Genomic DNA, 15748 nt, shown 5'->3' on the forward strand with positions numbered 1-15748 from the left:
CGCGCGTGCATACGGTACGTACCGCGCCGGTACGGGGGCGGGGCGGGGCCGCGGCGCCGCGGTGGGTGTGGGTCAGGGTCGGCGTGCGGGGGCCAGCGGTGGGGCCGGGGAGAAGATCACCGGCAGGCTGGTCAGACCGCGCAGCCAGGGCGACGGACGCTGCGCGAGTGTCTCCTCCGGGACGGCGAGGTCGATGTCCGGGAGCCGGTCGAGCAGCACCTCGATCCCCGTCCGGGCGATGACCTCGGCGATCTCCTGGGCGGGGAACGGGCAGCGGTGCTCGCCGTGGCCGAAGGAGAAGAAGGCGTTGTTGCCGCCGGTGAGGACGGAGCTGTCCGTACGGATCTGCGGGTCGAAGTTGGCGGCGGCCACCCCCAGGATCAGCAGATCACCGGACTGGATCCGGCGGTTGCCGAGGTTGGTGTCGCGGGTCGCCCAGCGGCCCGGGACGTTCTGGGTGGGCGTGTCCTCCCAGAGCACCTCGGTCATCGCCTCGCCGACGCTGTGCCGGCCCCCGGACAGCGACGCGGCGAACCGGTCGTCGGTCAGCATCAGCCGCAGCGTGTTGCCGATCCAGTCGGCGGTCGGCTGGTGGCCCGCCGCCATGATCATCAGCAGGTCCTTGGTGATCCCCTCGACCGTGAAGTCGCCGCGGTTGGCCAGCATCCGGGAGACGACGTCCGCGCCGGGCTCGTCGGTCTTCCCGGCGAGCAGCGCCGTCGCCGCCGCGACGAGGTGCTGGTGCCCGGTGAGGGCGCGGTCGCGGCCGTTGAGCATGTCGTTGAGCGCGGTCACCAGCCCGGGGCCCTGCTCGTCGCTGAAACCGAGCAGCCTGGCGAGGACCTGGACGGGGAGGAGCATCGCGTACTGGCCGATGATGTCCGTACGGCCGTCCGCGCAGAAGCCGTCGATCATCTCGTCGGCGAGCTGCTCGGCGTGCTGCCGGAGCGTGAACGGGTCGACGGCCTCCAGCGCGTCGCTGATCATCGCGGCACGCTCGCGGTGCTGCCCGCTGGTGCTGTGGATGATGGAGGTCTCCCCCCGGCCGATCATCGGCAGGAGAGGCCAGTCGTCGGGGACGGTGTCCCACTGGTTCCACAGCGCGGAGTCGCGGCTGAAGCGCGTCGGGTCGCCGGTGACCTGGTGCAGTTCGCGGTAGCCGATGACCAGCCAGGCCGGGATGTCGCTGTCGAGCAGGATGGGGACGACGGACCCGTGATCGCGGCGCAGTTCCCGGTACAGCTCGACGGGGTCGGTCTGGAAGCGGGGGTCGTTCAGCGGTATCGCCCCGGGGACCGGTGCGGCTCCGGGGGCCGGGACGGCTCCTGAGGCCGGTGCGGCTCCGGGGGGCGTTTCGGTGAGGGAGCCCGTAGCCGCTGTGGCTCCGGTGGCGTTTCCCGCGCGGGCCGGGCAGCCCGCGGCCGGTGTGGCTGAAGTGGTCACGATGTCGTCTCCACCGCATTCCTCTTCTTCGACAGCGCGTGCAGATGCTCGACCAGCGTGATCAGTACGTACTTGCTGGACGAGCGGTCCCGCGCGTCGCACTCCACCATGGGCACGTCCGGCGCCAGATCGAGCGCCTCCCGGATCTGCTCCTCCGTGTGGAGGGGCCCGCCGAAGTCGTTGCAGGCCACGATGAAGGGCGTGTTGTGGTGCTCAAGGCGGTCGATCGCGTACCACGAGTCGGAGAGCCGTCGGGTGTCCACGAGGACGACCGCGCCGAGCGTGCCGGAGAAGAGCCGGTCCCAGAGGAACCAGAAGCGCTCCTGTCCGGGCGCGCCGAAGAGATAGAGCACCGAGCGCGTGTCGAGGGAGATCCGGCCGAAGTCGAAGGCGACGGTGGTCGAGGTCTTCCGGTCCAGCCCGTCGAGCTCGTCCAGTTCGTCGATTCCCTCGCCCGCGCGGGTCATCGTCTCCTCGGTACTGAGGGGACGGATCTCGCTGACGGAACGGACCATGGTCGTCTTGCCGACCCCGAAGCCGCCGACGATGACGATCTTCAGGCCGTTGTCGGCGGTACTGGCCAGCGACGGCAGGGAACCGTACGAGCCCGAGGGCTGGTCCGGGCCGGTGGGCCGGTCAAAGGTTGCGGAGTCCAACGAGCACCTGCTCCAGGATGTCGGGATCGGGAAGGCGGTCGTCCGCCTTGGCCGTTCGGGGATGGCGGGCGCTGATCCGGCCGGTGTCGAGCAGATCGGCGAGCATGATCCGTACGATGCTGCCGGGCAGGCCTAGTTCGGCGGCGATCTCCACGACCGCCATCGGGCTCTGGCACATCCGCAGGATCGTGACGTGCTCCGACTGCATGCCGGGGGTCGGATCGCTCTCCGCGACCACCAGCGTCACCAGGTCGAAGGTGTCCGTGTCCGAGTGGCTGCGGCCCCCGGTGAGGGTGTACAGCCGGTCGGGCGACTCGTCACGGCCGGGTCGGCTTCCGCCGGGCCGGCCCCGGCCCGGGCCGCTCATACCCGCACGCCGCTGGTGCCTTGGGCGATGGTGCGTGGCGGCGCGCTGAGATGCTCTCCCAACTGCTCGACGAGTTCGCTCATGTTGTGCCCCACCAGGCCGACATCGGCGTCCTCCGTCGCGAGGACCGCGAGATGAGCCCCGTCCCCGGCCTCCACGATCAGCAGGAGGCCGCCGTAGAACTCCGTCATGGCGGACCGTACGCCGCCCTGCCCGTTGCCGAACTCGACGGACGCGCCGTGCGACAGGCTCTGGATGCCGGCCGCGATGGCGGCGAGCTGGTCGGCCTGGTCGACGGTGAGTTCGGGGGTGCGGCACAGCTTGAGGCCGTCCCGGGAGAGGACGAGCGCGTGGCGGGCCCCGCTGGTGCGCTGGAGCAGATTCTCCAGCAGCCAATTGAGCTTGTCGTCGGTGGTGGTGCCGGTCATCGGGGATCGCCTTCCGGGTGTGTGGCTGGGGCCGGTTGCGGTGATGTGGGGGTGGGGGTGGGAGCGGTTCTTATGGACTTGCGGAAGTTGCTGAACCGGGCCGCCTGCGCGTCGGGGGTGGCGGGCGGGGCCTTGGTGCCGGCGGCATCCGTGGTGGTACGGGCCCGGGACTTGGCCTCGCCGGAACGGAGCAGGGCGGCGGCGAGGGTACGGCCGCGGCGGCGCTTGGGGAGGCCGCTGTCGCCCAGCTCTACGGGGGCGTCGGGGGAGTCGGGCGTGGCGGGGGTTTCGGCGGGCTCGGTGGCCTCGGTGGCCTCGGCCGTCTTGGGGATTCCGGCGTCGGTGGGGGCCTCGGCCTCGGCGGTCGCGGGGACTTCGGCGTCAGCGGGGGCCTCGCCGTTCGTGTCGCTGCCGGCGGTGGTGGCGGTGGCGGTGGCGGTGCCGGTGGCGTCCTCGGCCTTGGGCGTTGCCTTCGTGGTCTTCGCCGTCTTCGCAGTCTTCGTCGCCTTCGTGGCCCTCGCCGGCGCGGCGGCTGACGCGACAGCCGGTGTCGCGGTCCGTGCGGCGACCGATGCCGTGGCCGACGCGATGGCCGGTACGGCCGGCCGCGTCCGTACCGGCAGCGGCGGCGCGGTCCGGAGCGCCTCCGGCGCCGGGGACCCCGGCCGTACCTCCGTGATCAGCTCCTGCGGCAGCAGCATCAGCGCGCCCGTACCGCCCCGCGCCGACGGCCGGAACGAGACCGTCAGCCCGTGCTTGAGGGCCAGCCTGCCGACCACCGCGAGTCCGAGCCGGGTGCCGGACAGTCCGCTGAGGTCGGACGCGTCCGTCGTGACGGCGCGTTCCGCGCGGCGCAGTTGGAGGTCGCTCATCACCAGCCCGCTGTCCTCGACCGTGATGACGACCCCGGCCGGGACCTCCTCCACGTACACATGGACCTCGGCGGTCGGCGGCGAGAAGTTCGCCGCGTTGTCGAGGAGTTCGGCGAGGGCGTGCATGACGCCCTCGGCCGCGTGCCCCGCGACGGCCACCTGGCTCGTCGAGTGGAGCCGTACCCGCTGGTAGCCGCTGATCCGGCCCAGCGCGCCGCGCAGGATGGACTCCATGACGATGGGTCGCGCCCAGCGCCGGCCGGAGCGTGCCCCGGTCAGTACGGCGATCGAGTCCGCGAGCCGGCCGGCCTGGGCGGCGCGGTGGTCGAGGTGGAGCAGGTCGGCGAGTACGTCCTCGTCCGTGTGCCGGTGCTCCATGGCCCGGAGGTCGGCGAGCACACCGGTGGCGATGGCCTGCATCCGGCCCGCCGCGCTGGCGCAGGCGGAGACGGTCGCCGCGCGGTGCGACTCGCTGCGGGCGGAATCCTCGGCGGCGCGCCGGGACTCGGCGACCGTGCGCCGTACGTCCTCCTCGGCCCTGCGGGCCTTGGCGGCGAGCTGGTCGGCACGGGCGGCGAGCGCCGCGCCGCGCTCGCGCGCCTGCCGGTTCATCTCACGGAAATGGGCGGCGGCGGTGACGGCGGCGGTCAGCGCAAGGGCGCTCGCGCCCCCTCCCCAGCCGAGCGGGGTCTGTACGGAGGAGGGCGCGGCGGATACGGCCCAGACGCACAGGAGGCCACTGACGGCCGCCGAGATCAGCAGGGCCGGTGCGGTCGACCGGAGTGAGGGGCGCAAGTCTGCTACCTCGTTGACGGGGATGGGGGACGGGTCGGGAGCGGGGATGTCCAGGGGATTCAGGTGATGTTCAAAAGGGGCGCACGGGCGGATTCGGGGCGCGCGTGCGCCGGAGCGGACGAGCGAAAAAATTGAATCCTGCTCAAACTGCGGTCACTATATGAGAATTGACGATCAGGATGGGAGCTGTCCGTTCCTTTTCTTCTCCTGTTCCCGTGGGAGGCATCCTGGGGTCATGGCTGAGCAGCGGAAGACAACATCGGCTACGGAGCTCGCGCGGGACCTGGCCCGGACCGTACGCGGCGAGGTGGATTTCGGGGCGGCGGCACGCGCGCTGACCACCATGGACGCCTCCAACTACCGCCGTGTCCCGGTCGGTGTCGTCGCCCCGCGCGACGCGGCTGACGTGGCCGCGGCGCTCGCGGTCTGCCGCGCGCACGGTACGCCCGTGCTTCCGCGCGGCGCCGGAACGTCCATCGCGGGACAGGCCACCGGCGTCGGGGTGGTGCTCGATCTCACGCGCCATCTGCGGTCGATCGTGTCGGTGGACCCGGCGGCCCGCACGGCGGTGGTCCAGCCCGGTGTCGTCCTGGACGATCTGCGGGACGCCGTACGGCCGTACGGGTTGACCTTCGGCCCGGATCCCTCCACGCACAGCCGCTGCACGCTCGGCGGGATGATCGGCAACAACGCGTGCGGCGCGCACTCGGTGGCCTGGGGGACGACCGCCGACAACGTCCGCGCGCTCTCCGTCACCACGTACGGCGGCGAGGAACTCCGCCTCGGGCAGGGCTGGGACAGCATGTCCGGCGGGCGGTCCGGGGGCCGGTCCGGGGGCGTGTCGGGTGGTACGTCCGCCGGTGCGTCCGCCGGAGTGCGCGCCGGACTGCGCGCACTCGTCGACGCCCATCTCGCGCCCCTGCGCACCGGCTTCCCCGCCGGCCTGCCGCGCCGTATCTCCGGTTACGCCCTGGACGCGCTGCTCCCGGAGAACGGCACCGATCTCGCCCGCGCCTTCTGCGGCGGCGAGGGCACGCTCGGCGTGGTCACCGAGGCGGAGCTGCGGCTGGTCGAGGCGCCCGCCGCGCGCGCCCTCGCTGTCCTCGGATACCCGGACGAGAGCGCCGCCGCCGAGGCCGCGGCCGGGCTCCTGCCGTACGGGCCGCTCACCGTCGAGGGCATGGCACAGGACCTGGTCACCGCGGGCAGCGGTCACGATCTGCCGCGCGGCGCCGCCTGGCTCTTCGTGGAGACCGGCGGCGCGAGCGCCGCCGAGGCGCGCGCCGCCGCCGAGGCGATCCTGCGCGCCGCCGACGCGCTCGACGGGACGGTCGTCACCGACCCGGCCGGACAGCGCGCGCTGTGGCGGGTACGGGAGGACGCGGCCGGCACGGCGACCCGTATGCCCGACGGCACCGAGGCGTGGCCCGGCTGGGAGGACTGCGCCGTGCCGCCGGCCCGGCTCGGCCCGTATCTGCGCGACTTCCGCGCACTGCTGGCCGAACACGGCCTGCGCGGCACACCGTACGGACACTTCGGCGACGGCTGCATCCACGTCCGGATCGACTTCGATCTGCTGACCGAGGACGGCGTCCGGCGCTTCCGGCGCTTCTCCGAGGACACGGCGACGCTGGTCGTCGCGTACGGCGGCTCGCTGTCGGGGGAGCACGGCGACGGACTGGCCCGCGCCGAGCTGCTGCCGCGGATGTACGGGGACGAACTGGTCGGCCTCTTCGGCCGCTTCAAGGACGTGTGGGACCCCGACGGCGGCATGAACCCGGGCATCCTGGCCCGTCCCGGCCGGCTCGACGACCACCTGCGCTTCGCCGTCCTGCCGCGCGAACGGGTGGAGGTCGCCTTCGGCTACCCGCACGACGGCCCCGGGGGAGGGGACTTCGCGCGGGCGGTCAGCCGGTGCGTGGGCGTCGCCAAGTGCCGTGTCGCCGGGCCGAACACCGGGTCCGATGTCATGTGCCCGTCGTTCCGCGCGACCGGAGAGGAAACGCACTCCACGCGCGGGCGCGCGCGCCTGCTGCACGAAATGCTCGCGGGCGAGGTGGTGACGGACGGCTGGCGCTCGACGGAGGTACGGGACGCGCTCGATCTCTGCCTGTCCTGCAAGGGCTGCCGCGGCGACTGCCCGGTGGGCGTCGACATGGCCACCTACAAGGCGGAGTTCCTGCACCACCACTACGCGGGCCGGGTGCGGCCCGCCGCGCACTACGCGATGGGGATGCTGCCGCGCTGGCTGCGGCTCGCCGCGCCCTACGCGCGCGTGCTCAACGCCGCGGCGCGCGTACGGCCACTGGCGGCGGTCGCGAAGCGGCTGGGCGGCATCGCACCGGAACGTACGATTCCGCCGCTGGCGACGGAGACGTTCGGGCAGTGGCTGCGGGGGAGGGGACGCAGACAGGGGCGGGGGGTTCCCGTGGCGGGCGGGCGGCGCGCCACGGTCGATGGGCGTACGACAGTCGACGGACGCACCACGGTCGTCCTCTGGCCCGACACCTTCACGGAGCATCTGTCGCCGGAGGTCGGCCGGGCCGCCGTACGGGTCCTGGAGGCGGCCGGGCTCGATGTCGTCGTGCCACCGCGCGCCCGCGTCTGCTGCGGTCTGACGTATGTCTCGACCGGCCAGCTCGACCGGGCCCGTACGGTCATGCGCCGCACCCTCGACGTACTCGAACCGGCCCTCGACAAGGGCCTGCCCGTCGTCGTCCTCGAACCGAGCTGCGCCGCCGCCCTCAGCTCCGACCTGCCCGAACTCCTCGGCGACGACCCGCGATCGGCGCGGCTCGCCGCCTCGGTGCGGACGTTCGCGCGGGCGCTGGAGGAGCACGCGCCGGACTGGCGCCCGCCGCGCGTCGACCGCCCGGTCGCCGGGCAGACCCACTGCCACCAGCACGCCGTCCTGGGCGACGACGCGGACCGGCGGCTGCGCGAACGGGCCGGGCTTACGGGCGAGCTGAGCGGCGGGTGCTGCGGGCTGGCGGGCAACTTCGGCTTCGAGCGCGGCCATTACGACGTGTCGGTGGCCTGCGCCGAGGACCAGCTGCTGCCGGCCGTACGCGCCGCCGCTGCGGGCGCCGAGGGGCCGGGTGCCGAGGGGCCGGGTGCCGAGATTCTGGCGGACGGCTTCTCCTGCCGTACGCAACTGGCGCAGCTCGGCGGTCATCGGGCCCGGCACCTGGCCGAAGTCCTGGCGGAGGCGCTGCCGGAAGTGCCGACGGAAGCGCCGGCGGAGACCCGGAAGTAACCTTGAGTGTCAGACCCATCGCGTAGCGTGTTCGTGTCGGCTCGCCTGCGACCCTTGGAGGTCCTGTGCTCAACGAACTCGCCTTGATGGCGCCGCCCGTGCAGTTCACCACTCAGCAGGAGTGGATCAACGCGAGGGAATCGACGGTCCACACCGGCGCCACGGACACGGCCGGCATGCTCATCGTCTACATCCGCGGCGCCGGACCCGGGAGTGCGGACCGGCCCGGATCCGCGACCCTCGCCGTCCGCCCGCCGGGCGCGGCGGAGGGCGAGGAGACGGTGCTCCACGCGTCGGGGCGGCAGTTGGTGTATCTCGCGGCGGACTCTCACGTCGAGGTGACGTTTCGGAGCGGCGGCGGCAGCCATGCCGTCGTGACCTGGTTCCCCTTCGTCCGGCCCTGAACCCCCGCTGGAGGCAGTCGGGTTGAGGGGTGGCGGGAGAGGGGGCGGACCGGTCGGCGGCTGGTGCCCCGTACGAGTGGTTTTTCCTTTCTCCCGCATGAAGTGCGAGATATCTCGGGATTCACTGATAAATGCTGTTGTCTCGCTGAGGGCGGGGCACGTGTATTCATGGGGGTAGCGCAATGACCGTTTCAGACTCCGTTCCGAGCGTGGGCTCGGGCACCGGGCTGGGCTTAGGCCCGGCGCCCGGGGCCGATGCCGACCCGGGCCCCGGCTTTGACTCCGGCTTTGACTCCGGCTTCGGCTCCGGCTCTGGCTCCGTGCTGACCTGTCCCGTCCGGCACGACAACGCGCTGGAGCCGGACCCGTTCATGACGCGGATGCGGACCGAAGCCCCCATCGCACGCGTGCGGATGCCGTACGGCGAGGGCGACTGCTGGCTGGTGACGCGGTACGCCGACGTACAGACGGTGACCGCGGACAAGCGGTTCAGCCGGGCCGCGCTGATCGGGCGGGACTTCCCCCGGATCACCCCGGCGCCCATCGCCCAGTCCGAGGCGATCAATCTGATGGACCCGCCCTCGCTCAACAGGGTGCGCAGGCTGATCATCAAGGCGTTCACCACGCCCCAGGTGGAGGCGCTGCGCCCCTGGACCCAGCGGACCGTGGACCGGCTGCTCGACACCATGGTGGCGAGCGGCTCCCCGGCCGACATCACCCACCACCTCGCTGACCGGCTCCCGCTGCTGACGATCTGCGAGCTGCTGGACATCCCCGAGTCCGACCGGCCCCAGCTTCGCGAGTGGGCCATGGCCATGATGTCCATGAGCGCCGCCGACAAGAGCTCGGCGGTCGCCGCGAAGGCCGGGCTCCGCGCCTACTTCTCCGAGCTGACCGCCGCCCGCCGTGCCGCCCCCGGCGACGACCTCATCAGCGCCCTCTCCACCGCGCGCGTGGGCGACGAGATGCTCGACGAGGCGGAGCTGGCCGTTCTCGCCATGCTCCTGGTCGTCACCGGCCACGACACCACGACGTACGACATCAGCAACGTCCTGTACACCCTGCTCACCCATCCCGCCCAGCTCGGCCAGTTGCGCGCCAGGCCCGAGCTGCTGCCGGGAGCACTGGAGGAGCTGCTGCGCTTCATCCCGTTCCGGCAGGGCGTCGGAATCCCCCGGGTCGCTCTGGTGGATGTCGACTTCGACGGCGTCGTCATCAAGGCCGGCGACACGGTGCACGTCTCGTACCTCACGGCCAACCGGGACGAGCTGGTCTACGACCGCCCCGACGAGCTGGACTTCGAGCGGCCGGACCCTGTCCCGCACATGGCCTTCGGCTACGGCAGCCACCACTGCCTGGGCTCCCATCTGGCCCGCATGGTGCTCCAGGTCTCCATCGGCACCGCACTCACCCGCTTCCCCGGACTTCGGCTGGCCGTACCGGAGGAGGAGGTGCGGTGGAACACCGTCTCGATCTGGCGTTACCCGCTCGCTCTCCCGGTTGCCTGGTAAGGACTGAACGATCATGGCAACTCTGTGCAGACCGGCGATCGCCGTCCCCGACCATGTCATCACCCGCGAGGAGACGCTGGAGCTCGCGCGCACGCTCCACGCGGACCACCCCCAACTGGGCCTCGCCCTGCGGCTCATCGGCAACACCGGAGTCCGGACCCGGCGCCTGGTGCGGCCCATCGAAGAGACCCTCCGGCACCCCGGCTTCACCGCGCGCAACGCCGTCTACGAGGCGGAGGCCAAGGCCCGCGTGCCCGAGGTCGTCCGGCGCGCCCTGGACCACGGCCAACTCGCGCCCACCGACATCGACATGATCATCTATGTCTCCTGCACCGGCTTCATGATGCCGTCGATGACCGCCTGGATCATCAACAACCTGGGCTTCCGCCCGGAGACCCGCCAGCTCCCCATCGCCCAGCTCGGCTGCGCCGCCGGCGGAGCGGCCATCAACCGGGCGCACGACTTCTGCGTCGCCTACCCGGGCGCCAACGTCCTGATCGTGGCGTGCGAGTTCTGCTCCCTCTGCTACCAGCCGACCGACCTCGCGGTGGGCAACCTGCTCTCCAACGGCCTCTTCGGCGACGCGCTCGCGGCGGCGGTGGTACGCGGCGAGGGGGGTACGGGCGTACGGCTGGAGCGCAACGGATCCCATCTGGTGCCCGGCACCGAGGACTGGATTTCCTACGCGGTCCGCGACACGGGCTTCCACTTCATGCTCGACAAGCGGGTCCCCGGCACGATGGCCATGCTCGCGCCCGCGATGCGCGACATGGCCGCGCCGCACGACTGGGACGTCTCCAACCTCGACTTCTACGTCGTCCACGCGGGCGGCCCCAGGATTCTGGACGACCTCAGCCACTATCTGGACCTGCCGCCGGAGATGTTCCGCTACAGCAGGGCCACCCTCACCGAACGCGGGAACATCGCCAGCGCGGTCATCTTCGACGCCCTGGAGCGCCTCTTCGAGGAGGGCGGCGCGGACCACGGCGCCCGGGGCGTCATCGCCGGGTTCGGTCCGGGCATCACCGCCGAGATCACGCTCGGGACGTGGACGGAGGCCGGCCGGGAGGAGGACCGGGAGCGGGAGGAGGACCGGGCGCTGGAAGCGGCTCGGGATCTGGAGATGGCCGTGCAGGCCCCGGCGTTGCAGGGGGTGGGGTCGGGGGCGGCCGAAGGCTGACGGCCGGGCTACTTGCGCGCGTCCGCGGGGCCGGGGGTGGGCTGGAGCTTCAGGACCACGTAACCGCCCGCCTGGTCGAGGACCTTGTACGTTGCCCGGGGGTGCAGCTGACCGGCGTAGATGATGGGATCGCGGGTGGCCCTGTTCTGGAGGGCGATGTACTCCGGGGTGATGCCCTGGGTGTCGCCCACCCAGAACACGCGGCAGCGTGCGGTGAGGTGGGCGAGCGGCCCGAGGTTCGCCTCGACCGTCGCCCCGCTCGGTATCCGCCCCAGCAGCTTCGCCGCGACCTCGGCCTGCGGCGTCGTACGGTACGGATCCGGTTCGGCCAGCGCCGCCAGCGGCAAGGACGTCGTGAGCGCGAGCGCCGCCGCCGCGCTCGCGACCGGGATATGGCGGGCGTACGAGCGCAGCCAGGTGCGCCGGCTGCGCCGCGTGCGCTCCATGGCGTCGACCAGCGCGAGCGCCACGACGGGCATGAGTACGGCGCTGTAGTGCCAGTCCGTGCCCCAGTAATGCTCGTCGGCCGACACGAAACGCCAGGTGAGTGTCGGTACGGCGACCAACAGAAGGGGGGAGCGCAGGGCGAGCAGTCCGGTGGTCGGCAGCAGGAGCCAGACCAGCGTGCGCAGTTTCGTGTCGATGCCGTCGAACGGCCCGCCCCCGCCGCCGACCTTGGTCCAGTAGTCGTAGGTGTCGCTGGTGTTGAAGGCCGGTATGACGACGGTGAACACCAGCAGCGCCCACACCGCCGCCATCGCGGCGACCGCGATGCCCCAGCCGACGGCCCGGGGCGAGGCGCGTCGCGCCCGTACCGCCACGAGCAGCGCGATCGCCGCCACCGTCAGCCCCAGGTCCTCCTTCACGAACACCAGCGGCGCGGCCCACAACAGCGCGGCCCGCCAGCGCCGCATGAGAACGGCCTCCAGGGAGAAGGCGATCAGCGGTACGGCGAACGCGATCTCGTGGAAGTCGAAGGCCACGGCCCGCTGGACGCCCCAGGACAGCCCGTACGCGACACCGATCGCGAGTCCGCGCTTCGGCCCCAGGAACCGCGACGCCGCCCGGGTCACGGGGATCGCGGAGACCGCGAAGAGCGCCGCTTGGCCGACCAGCAGGGTGACGGGGGTGGGCAGCAGCCGGTACACGGGAGCGAGCAGCGCGGTCACGGGGCTGAAGTGATCGCCGAGGATGTTGGTGCCGGGGCCCTTGATGTCGACGACGGGCGCGCGGAGATGGGCGTAGGCGCGTATCGCCTGTTCGAAGATGCCCAGGTCCCAGGACATGGTGGAGAGATTCCGGTACCGGCCGACGGAGACGATCGTGTAGGCGCAGAAGAGGACGAGGGCGAGCGCGTAGGGGAAGGGCTCGCGGAACGAGCGGGCCGCGGCGCGGACGCGGTCGCGTACCCGCCTCTGGAGGCGGGGAGCGGCAGCGGAGCGGAACGTGGGCAAGGTAAGACTGCTGAGGCTGACGCCGGGCACAGTGGGGATCCTTACTGCAGGTCAACGGGCGGTGCCGGCGACCGTCCGGGTGGGGGACGAGGGCTGAAGCGGAAGCGTGGAGGCGGATGCCGAAGCGCCGGGGGATCCGTTCGGATCGAGCGAGGGGGAGGAGAAGGAGGGGGAGGAGGGGGAGGGCGAGGGCGAGGCGTCCGAGGTGGCGCCCGTGAACGGGTCGGTGGGCGGCGGCATGTCGCTCGGACCGGTTCCGGTTCCGGGGCTGGTTCCGGGGCTGGTCTCAGGTCCCGGGCCCATCTGGATCGGGGTCGGGCTGGTGCGCGGTGCCCTGCCCGTCGGGCTCGCACCCGGCGTCGCGGGCGGCCCGGGCGCCGTTCTGACCGGCCCCGTCCCGTCCGGCCCCGTCCCGTCCGGCCCGGAGTACGCGGGCGCGGCCGGCGGCTGCCCGGTGTGCGACCCCGTTAGCGCCAGCGCGCTCACCCCGGCCAGTACGCCCACCGCACTCACCGCCCCGGCCGCGGTGGCGACCAGCCGCCACTGCCGCCGCCGCGTCCCGCGCGCCGCGATCTCCGCGACGGGCGCGGGCGGTGGCGCGAGGGTCCGCGCGTCGCGCGCGGCCCGCTTGAGGGTGACGGCGAGCAACTCGTCGGTCCGGTCCCGGCCGTCGGGGGGAAGCAGGTCAGACACGGTGGGCCTCCTGGGGGAGGGCGGCGCGGGAGGTGCGGGAGGGGAAGATGGGGATGATGGTGGGGCGGTACGGGGGTGCGTGTTCCGGTCGGGGTGCCGGCTTGTACGCGGGGTCGTCGAACGCCGGGGCGTCGTCGGCGTCGTCGGCGTCGACGTGGTCAGTGACGATGTCATCCGCTCCGGCGTCGAGATACGGCGCGAGCGCGTTCCGGGCCCGTGACAGATGGGTCTTGACGGTCCCCGGCGAGATCCCGGTCTCCGCCGCGATCCGGTCCACGGACAGGTCACACACGTAATGCAGTACGGTCACCAGCCGCTGCCGCGCCGACAGCCGCCGCAACGCAGCCACCAGCGCGACCCCCTCAGGCCCCGGCGCCGCCAGCTCCCGGGGCCCCGCCCCGCTCAGCCGCCGCCACGCCTCCACGGCCCGCCCGCGCCCGCGCCACCTGCTGATCGCCAGCCGGACGGCCACCGTACGGACCCACGCCTCGGGCCCGGCGTCCAGGTCCAGCCGCGCGCGCCGGTTCCACGCCCGTACGAACGCCTCCTGCACGACGTCCTGCGCCTCATGCAGATCACCGGTGAACAGATACACCTGTCCCACCAGCGGCTGTACGGACCGGGCGTAGAACTCCTCGAACTCCTCGACGGTCATGCGGCTCCCCGAGCGTGGCCAGATCTCGCCGGGTATACGCCCCGGATCTCGATCCGGTTGACACCCTCAGCCGGAAATCTTCCGCCGTACCCGATCCGGTTCGGACACCGCCCCCGGCGGTACGGGGTGCGGGGTGCGGGGTGCGGGCCTGCCGCGGACGTCGCCGTGGCCGTCGCTGTTGGACGTACGGATCCGGCCAGGAAGCATGGCGGCGGCAGAGGCAACCACTGCCCTGTGTCGCGGCTGCGCCTGCCCCTGCGCCTGCCCCTACGTCTTCCGCAACTGCGCGAACGACGTGTCCAGCCCCCGCTTGAGCGCCCCCGCCAACGGCCGCTCCACGAACCGATGCACCAGCCAGGCCAGCACCATGAACCCGGCGATCACCGTCAGGACCAGCAGCCGGGGGTCCATCGTGTCCCGCAGATGATGGATCGCGGTCGTACCGGCGGCGTAGTGCATCAGATAGAGCGGATACGTCATCGCGCCCGCCGTGACCAGCCACTTCCACTGGACGCGGTCCGTCGCGCCGAGGGCGATGGCGACCATGATCAGCAGGAAGACCGTGTAGATCAGTACCGCTCCGCGCCAGCTCGACACATGCTCCACCTCGTCGATCCGCGCCCCCAGTTCTTGCTGGCCCATGAGCCAGGCCATGGCGAGGATGCCCCACAGAAGCAGGTTCTGGCCGAAGCGGTGCATGAGGTAGAGGGCGAGGCCCGCGATGAAGTACCAGGCGCCTTCCGGGTTCGCCAACAGCTCCAGCAGGGGGAGCTTCGCGATCGGGGCGAGCATGGCCGCGGCGCCCCAGGCGCAGCAGAAGATGACGACCTTGCGGTAGGTCAGGCCGGTCCACACCACTGCGAGGAACAGTAGGTAGAAGCGGAGTTCGGACCACAGGGTCCAGTACACGCCGTCGACGTTCATGACGCCCGAACCCGATTGCAGCATCGTGAAGTTGAAGAGGACGTCCCGCGTGCGCAGGCTGTCCCAGACGCTGGGGAACACGACGAGTACGGACGTGGTGAAGAGGACGGCGAACCAGTACGCCGGGTAGAGGCGGATCACCCGCGACACGAAGAACTGCTTCGGCGAACGGCCCCAGCAGGACATACAGATCACGAAGCCGCTGATCACGAAGAAGATCTCGACGCCGATCCACCCGTACGCCGCGAACCGGAAGACCGTCGGCATGATGTCGGACGCAGGCCGGTCCCAGATGAGGTTGCCCGGCTGGTCAACCCTGCGGGTGCCGGCGTAGTGGTGTACGGCGACCAGCAGGGCGGCGAGGAGTCGGATGCCGTCGATGGCGTACAGCCGTCGACCGGCGCGTGATCCGGCGCGGGCGCCGGTGTCGGTGACAGTGCTTGGGTGCGCGCCCGCGCTGGGGCGCCCGTCGGCGGGCGGGGCGGCAAGCGCGGCAAGCGCGGGAAGCGCGTGCCGTGAGTCCCCGGGGAACTGCTGAGATGCCGCCGTTCCGCTCTCCGTGCCCTGCATCGACACCTGTCCGTCCTTACGTGGGGATGGGGATGGCCGGGCCGGGAGGCATCGGACGCCTCAAGCTACGACCGCCATAACCGCCACATATCGAACGAACATGCATACTCTTCGTGCTCTGGACATGGATTTGTCACAACGCTTGCCGAATCACCGTCCAGAGTTCCCAGAGACTTCACCGCGCGCTTCTGGACGCTCCAACTGGGCGTTTCCGGCGGGAGTCCCGTACGGGTACGCACTCTTTGAATGGGGCTGCCGGGGTCGTCTCGGCGGCTGACGGCCGCCGGTTGGTTGGGATTCATGCGCCGCTGGGCGCCGTGGGGTTGTTATCTGCGGGTCAGTACCAAGAGGTAGAGCGGGGTGGGCCGGGGTCGAGGTGCTGGGCGTTTGGTGCGGGGTGGGCCGCCCCTCCTTTTGTCAGTGTCGCGCCTCCAGGGGAGGTGTCAAGGGCGCTCCTACGTCGCGTCGGCTGCGCCGATTGCGCTTCGCTTCACCCTTGACACCTCCCCTTCCGGCGCGTGTACGGGAGAGGGGGGGCGG

The 15748-nt window shown here is 71.9% G+C and carries 12 protein-coding genes and 1 pseudogene; 4 read left to right on the forward strand and 9 right to left on the reverse strand.

All coding sequences use genetic code 11. The annotated features are described in order from the left end of the window. Positions 1-72: 72 nt before the first annotated feature. From AB0389_RS30020 to AB0389_RS30040, 5 genes are all read right to left on the reverse strand, one after another. Entirely contained in the window at positions 73-1284 is a 1212-nt protein-coding gene (locus tag AB0389_RS30020) for a cytochrome P450 (protein ID WP_366398670.1), read from the reverse strand. A 155-nt stretch (positions 1285-1439) separates the two neighbouring features. Continuing rightward, positions 1440-2036 (reverse strand): ATP/GTP-binding protein, encoded by a 597-nt coding sequence (locus tag AB0389_RS30025; protein WP_366398671.1) that lies wholly within the window; start codon positions 2034-2036, stop codon positions 1440-1442. A 43-nt stretch (positions 2037-2079) separates the two neighbouring features. Beyond that, positions 2080-2466 (reverse strand): DUF742 domain-containing protein, encoded by a 387-nt coding sequence (locus AB0389_RS30030; RefSeq protein WP_366398659.1) that lies wholly within the window; start codon positions 2464-2466, stop codon positions 2080-2082. After that, positions 2463-2894 (reverse strand): roadblock/LC7 domain-containing protein, encoded by a 432-nt coding sequence (locus tag AB0389_RS30035; RefSeq protein WP_366398660.1) that lies wholly within the window; start codon positions 2892-2894, stop codon positions 2463-2465. Before AB0389_RS30035 ends, AB0389_RS30030 begins: the two co-directional genes overlap by 4 nt. Next, on the reverse strand, positions 2891-4561 hold the full coding sequence (locus AB0389_RS30040; protein WP_366398661.1) for an ATP-binding protein: 1671 nt from the start codon (positions 4559-4561) through the stop codon (positions 2891-2893). Before AB0389_RS30040 ends, AB0389_RS30035 begins: the two co-directional genes overlap by 4 nt. Before the next feature lie 235 nt (positions 4562-4796). Between AB0389_RS30040 and AB0389_RS30045 the strand changes: the two genes are divergently transcribed. The 4 genes from AB0389_RS30045 to AB0389_RS30060 all read left to right on the forward strand — a co-directional run bounded on the left by AB0389_RS30045 (position 4797) and on the right by AB0389_RS30060 (position 10912). Continuing rightward, entirely contained in the window at positions 4797-7817 is a 3021-nt protein-coding gene (locus AB0389_RS30045; RefSeq protein WP_366398662.1) for an FAD-binding and (Fe-S)-binding domain-containing protein, read from the forward strand. 65 nt (positions 7818-7882) lie between these two features. Then, positions 7883-8221 (forward strand): hypothetical protein, encoded by a 339-nt coding sequence (locus AB0389_RS30050; RefSeq protein ID WP_366398663.1) that lies wholly within the window; start codon positions 7883-7885, stop codon positions 8219-8221. Positions 8222-8592: 371 nt separating this feature from the next. Beyond that, positions 8593-9732 (forward strand): cytochrome P450, encoded by a 1140-nt coding sequence (locus AB0389_RS30055; RefSeq protein ID WP_366398672.1) that lies wholly within the window; start codon positions 8593-8595, stop codon positions 9730-9732. A 13-nt stretch (positions 9733-9745) separates the two neighbouring features. Continuing rightward, on the forward strand, positions 9746-10912 hold the full coding sequence (locus AB0389_RS30060; RefSeq protein WP_366398664.1) for a type III polyketide synthase: 1167 nt from the start codon (positions 9746-9748) through the stop codon (positions 10910-10912). Between the two features lie 8 nt (positions 10913-10920). Here the strand turns inward: AB0389_RS30060 and AB0389_RS30065 are convergent, their stop codons facing one another. From AB0389_RS30065 to AB0389_RS30080, 4 genes and pseudogenes are all read right to left on the reverse strand, one after another. Beyond that, on the reverse strand, positions 10921-12234 hold the full coding sequence (locus AB0389_RS30065) for a DUF2079 domain-containing protein (RefSeq protein WP_366398673.1): 1314 nt from the start codon (positions 12232-12234) through the stop codon (positions 10921-10923). Positions 12235-12417: 183 nt separating this feature from the next. Continuing rightward, positions 12418-13059, reverse strand: a complete 642-nt coding sequence (locus tag AB0389_RS30070; protein WP_366398665.1) for a hypothetical protein — start codon at positions 13057-13059, stop codon at positions 12418-12420. A gap of 196 nt (positions 13060-13255) precedes the next feature. After that, positions 13256-13714, reverse strand: a pseudogene (locus tag AB0389_RS30075) (SigE family RNA polymerase sigma factor); the annotation flags it as partial. A gap of 267 nt (positions 13715-13981) precedes the next feature. Beyond that, positions 13982-15214: an acyltransferase gene (locus AB0389_RS30080; RefSeq protein WP_366398666.1), complete on the reverse strand. Its 1233-nt coding sequence runs from the start codon at positions 15212-15214 to the stop codon at positions 13982-13984. Positions 15215-15748: the final 534 nt, after the last annotated feature.

The sequence above is a fragment of the Streptomyces sp. NPDC093109 genome, assembly GCF_040701725.1.
Classification (GTDB): Bacteria; Actinomycetota; Actinomycetes; order Streptomycetales; family Streptomycetaceae; genus Streptomyces.

Bases quoted from the DNA above. Each gene is read 5' to 3' on its own strand.
- AB0389_RS30030 (WP_366398659.1), bottom strand. From the start codon at position 2,466: ATGAGCGGCCCGGGCCGGGGCCGGCCCGGCGGAAGCCGACCCGGCCGT.
- AB0389_RS30035 (WP_366398660.1), bottom strand. From the start codon at position 2,894: ATGACCGGCACCACCACCGACGACAAGCTCAATTGGCTGCTGGAGAAT.
- AB0389_RS30045 (WP_366398662.1), top strand. From the start codon at position 4,797: ATGGCTGAGCAGCGGAAGACAACATCGGCTACGGAGCTCGCGCGGGAC.
- AB0389_RS30055 (WP_366398672.1), top strand. From the start codon at position 8,593: ATGACGCGGATGCGGACCGAAGCCCCCATCGCACGCGTGCGGATGCCG.
- AB0389_RS30060 (WP_366398664.1), top strand. From the start codon at position 9,746: ATGGCAACTCTGTGCAGACCGGCGATCGCCGTCCCCGACCATGTCATC.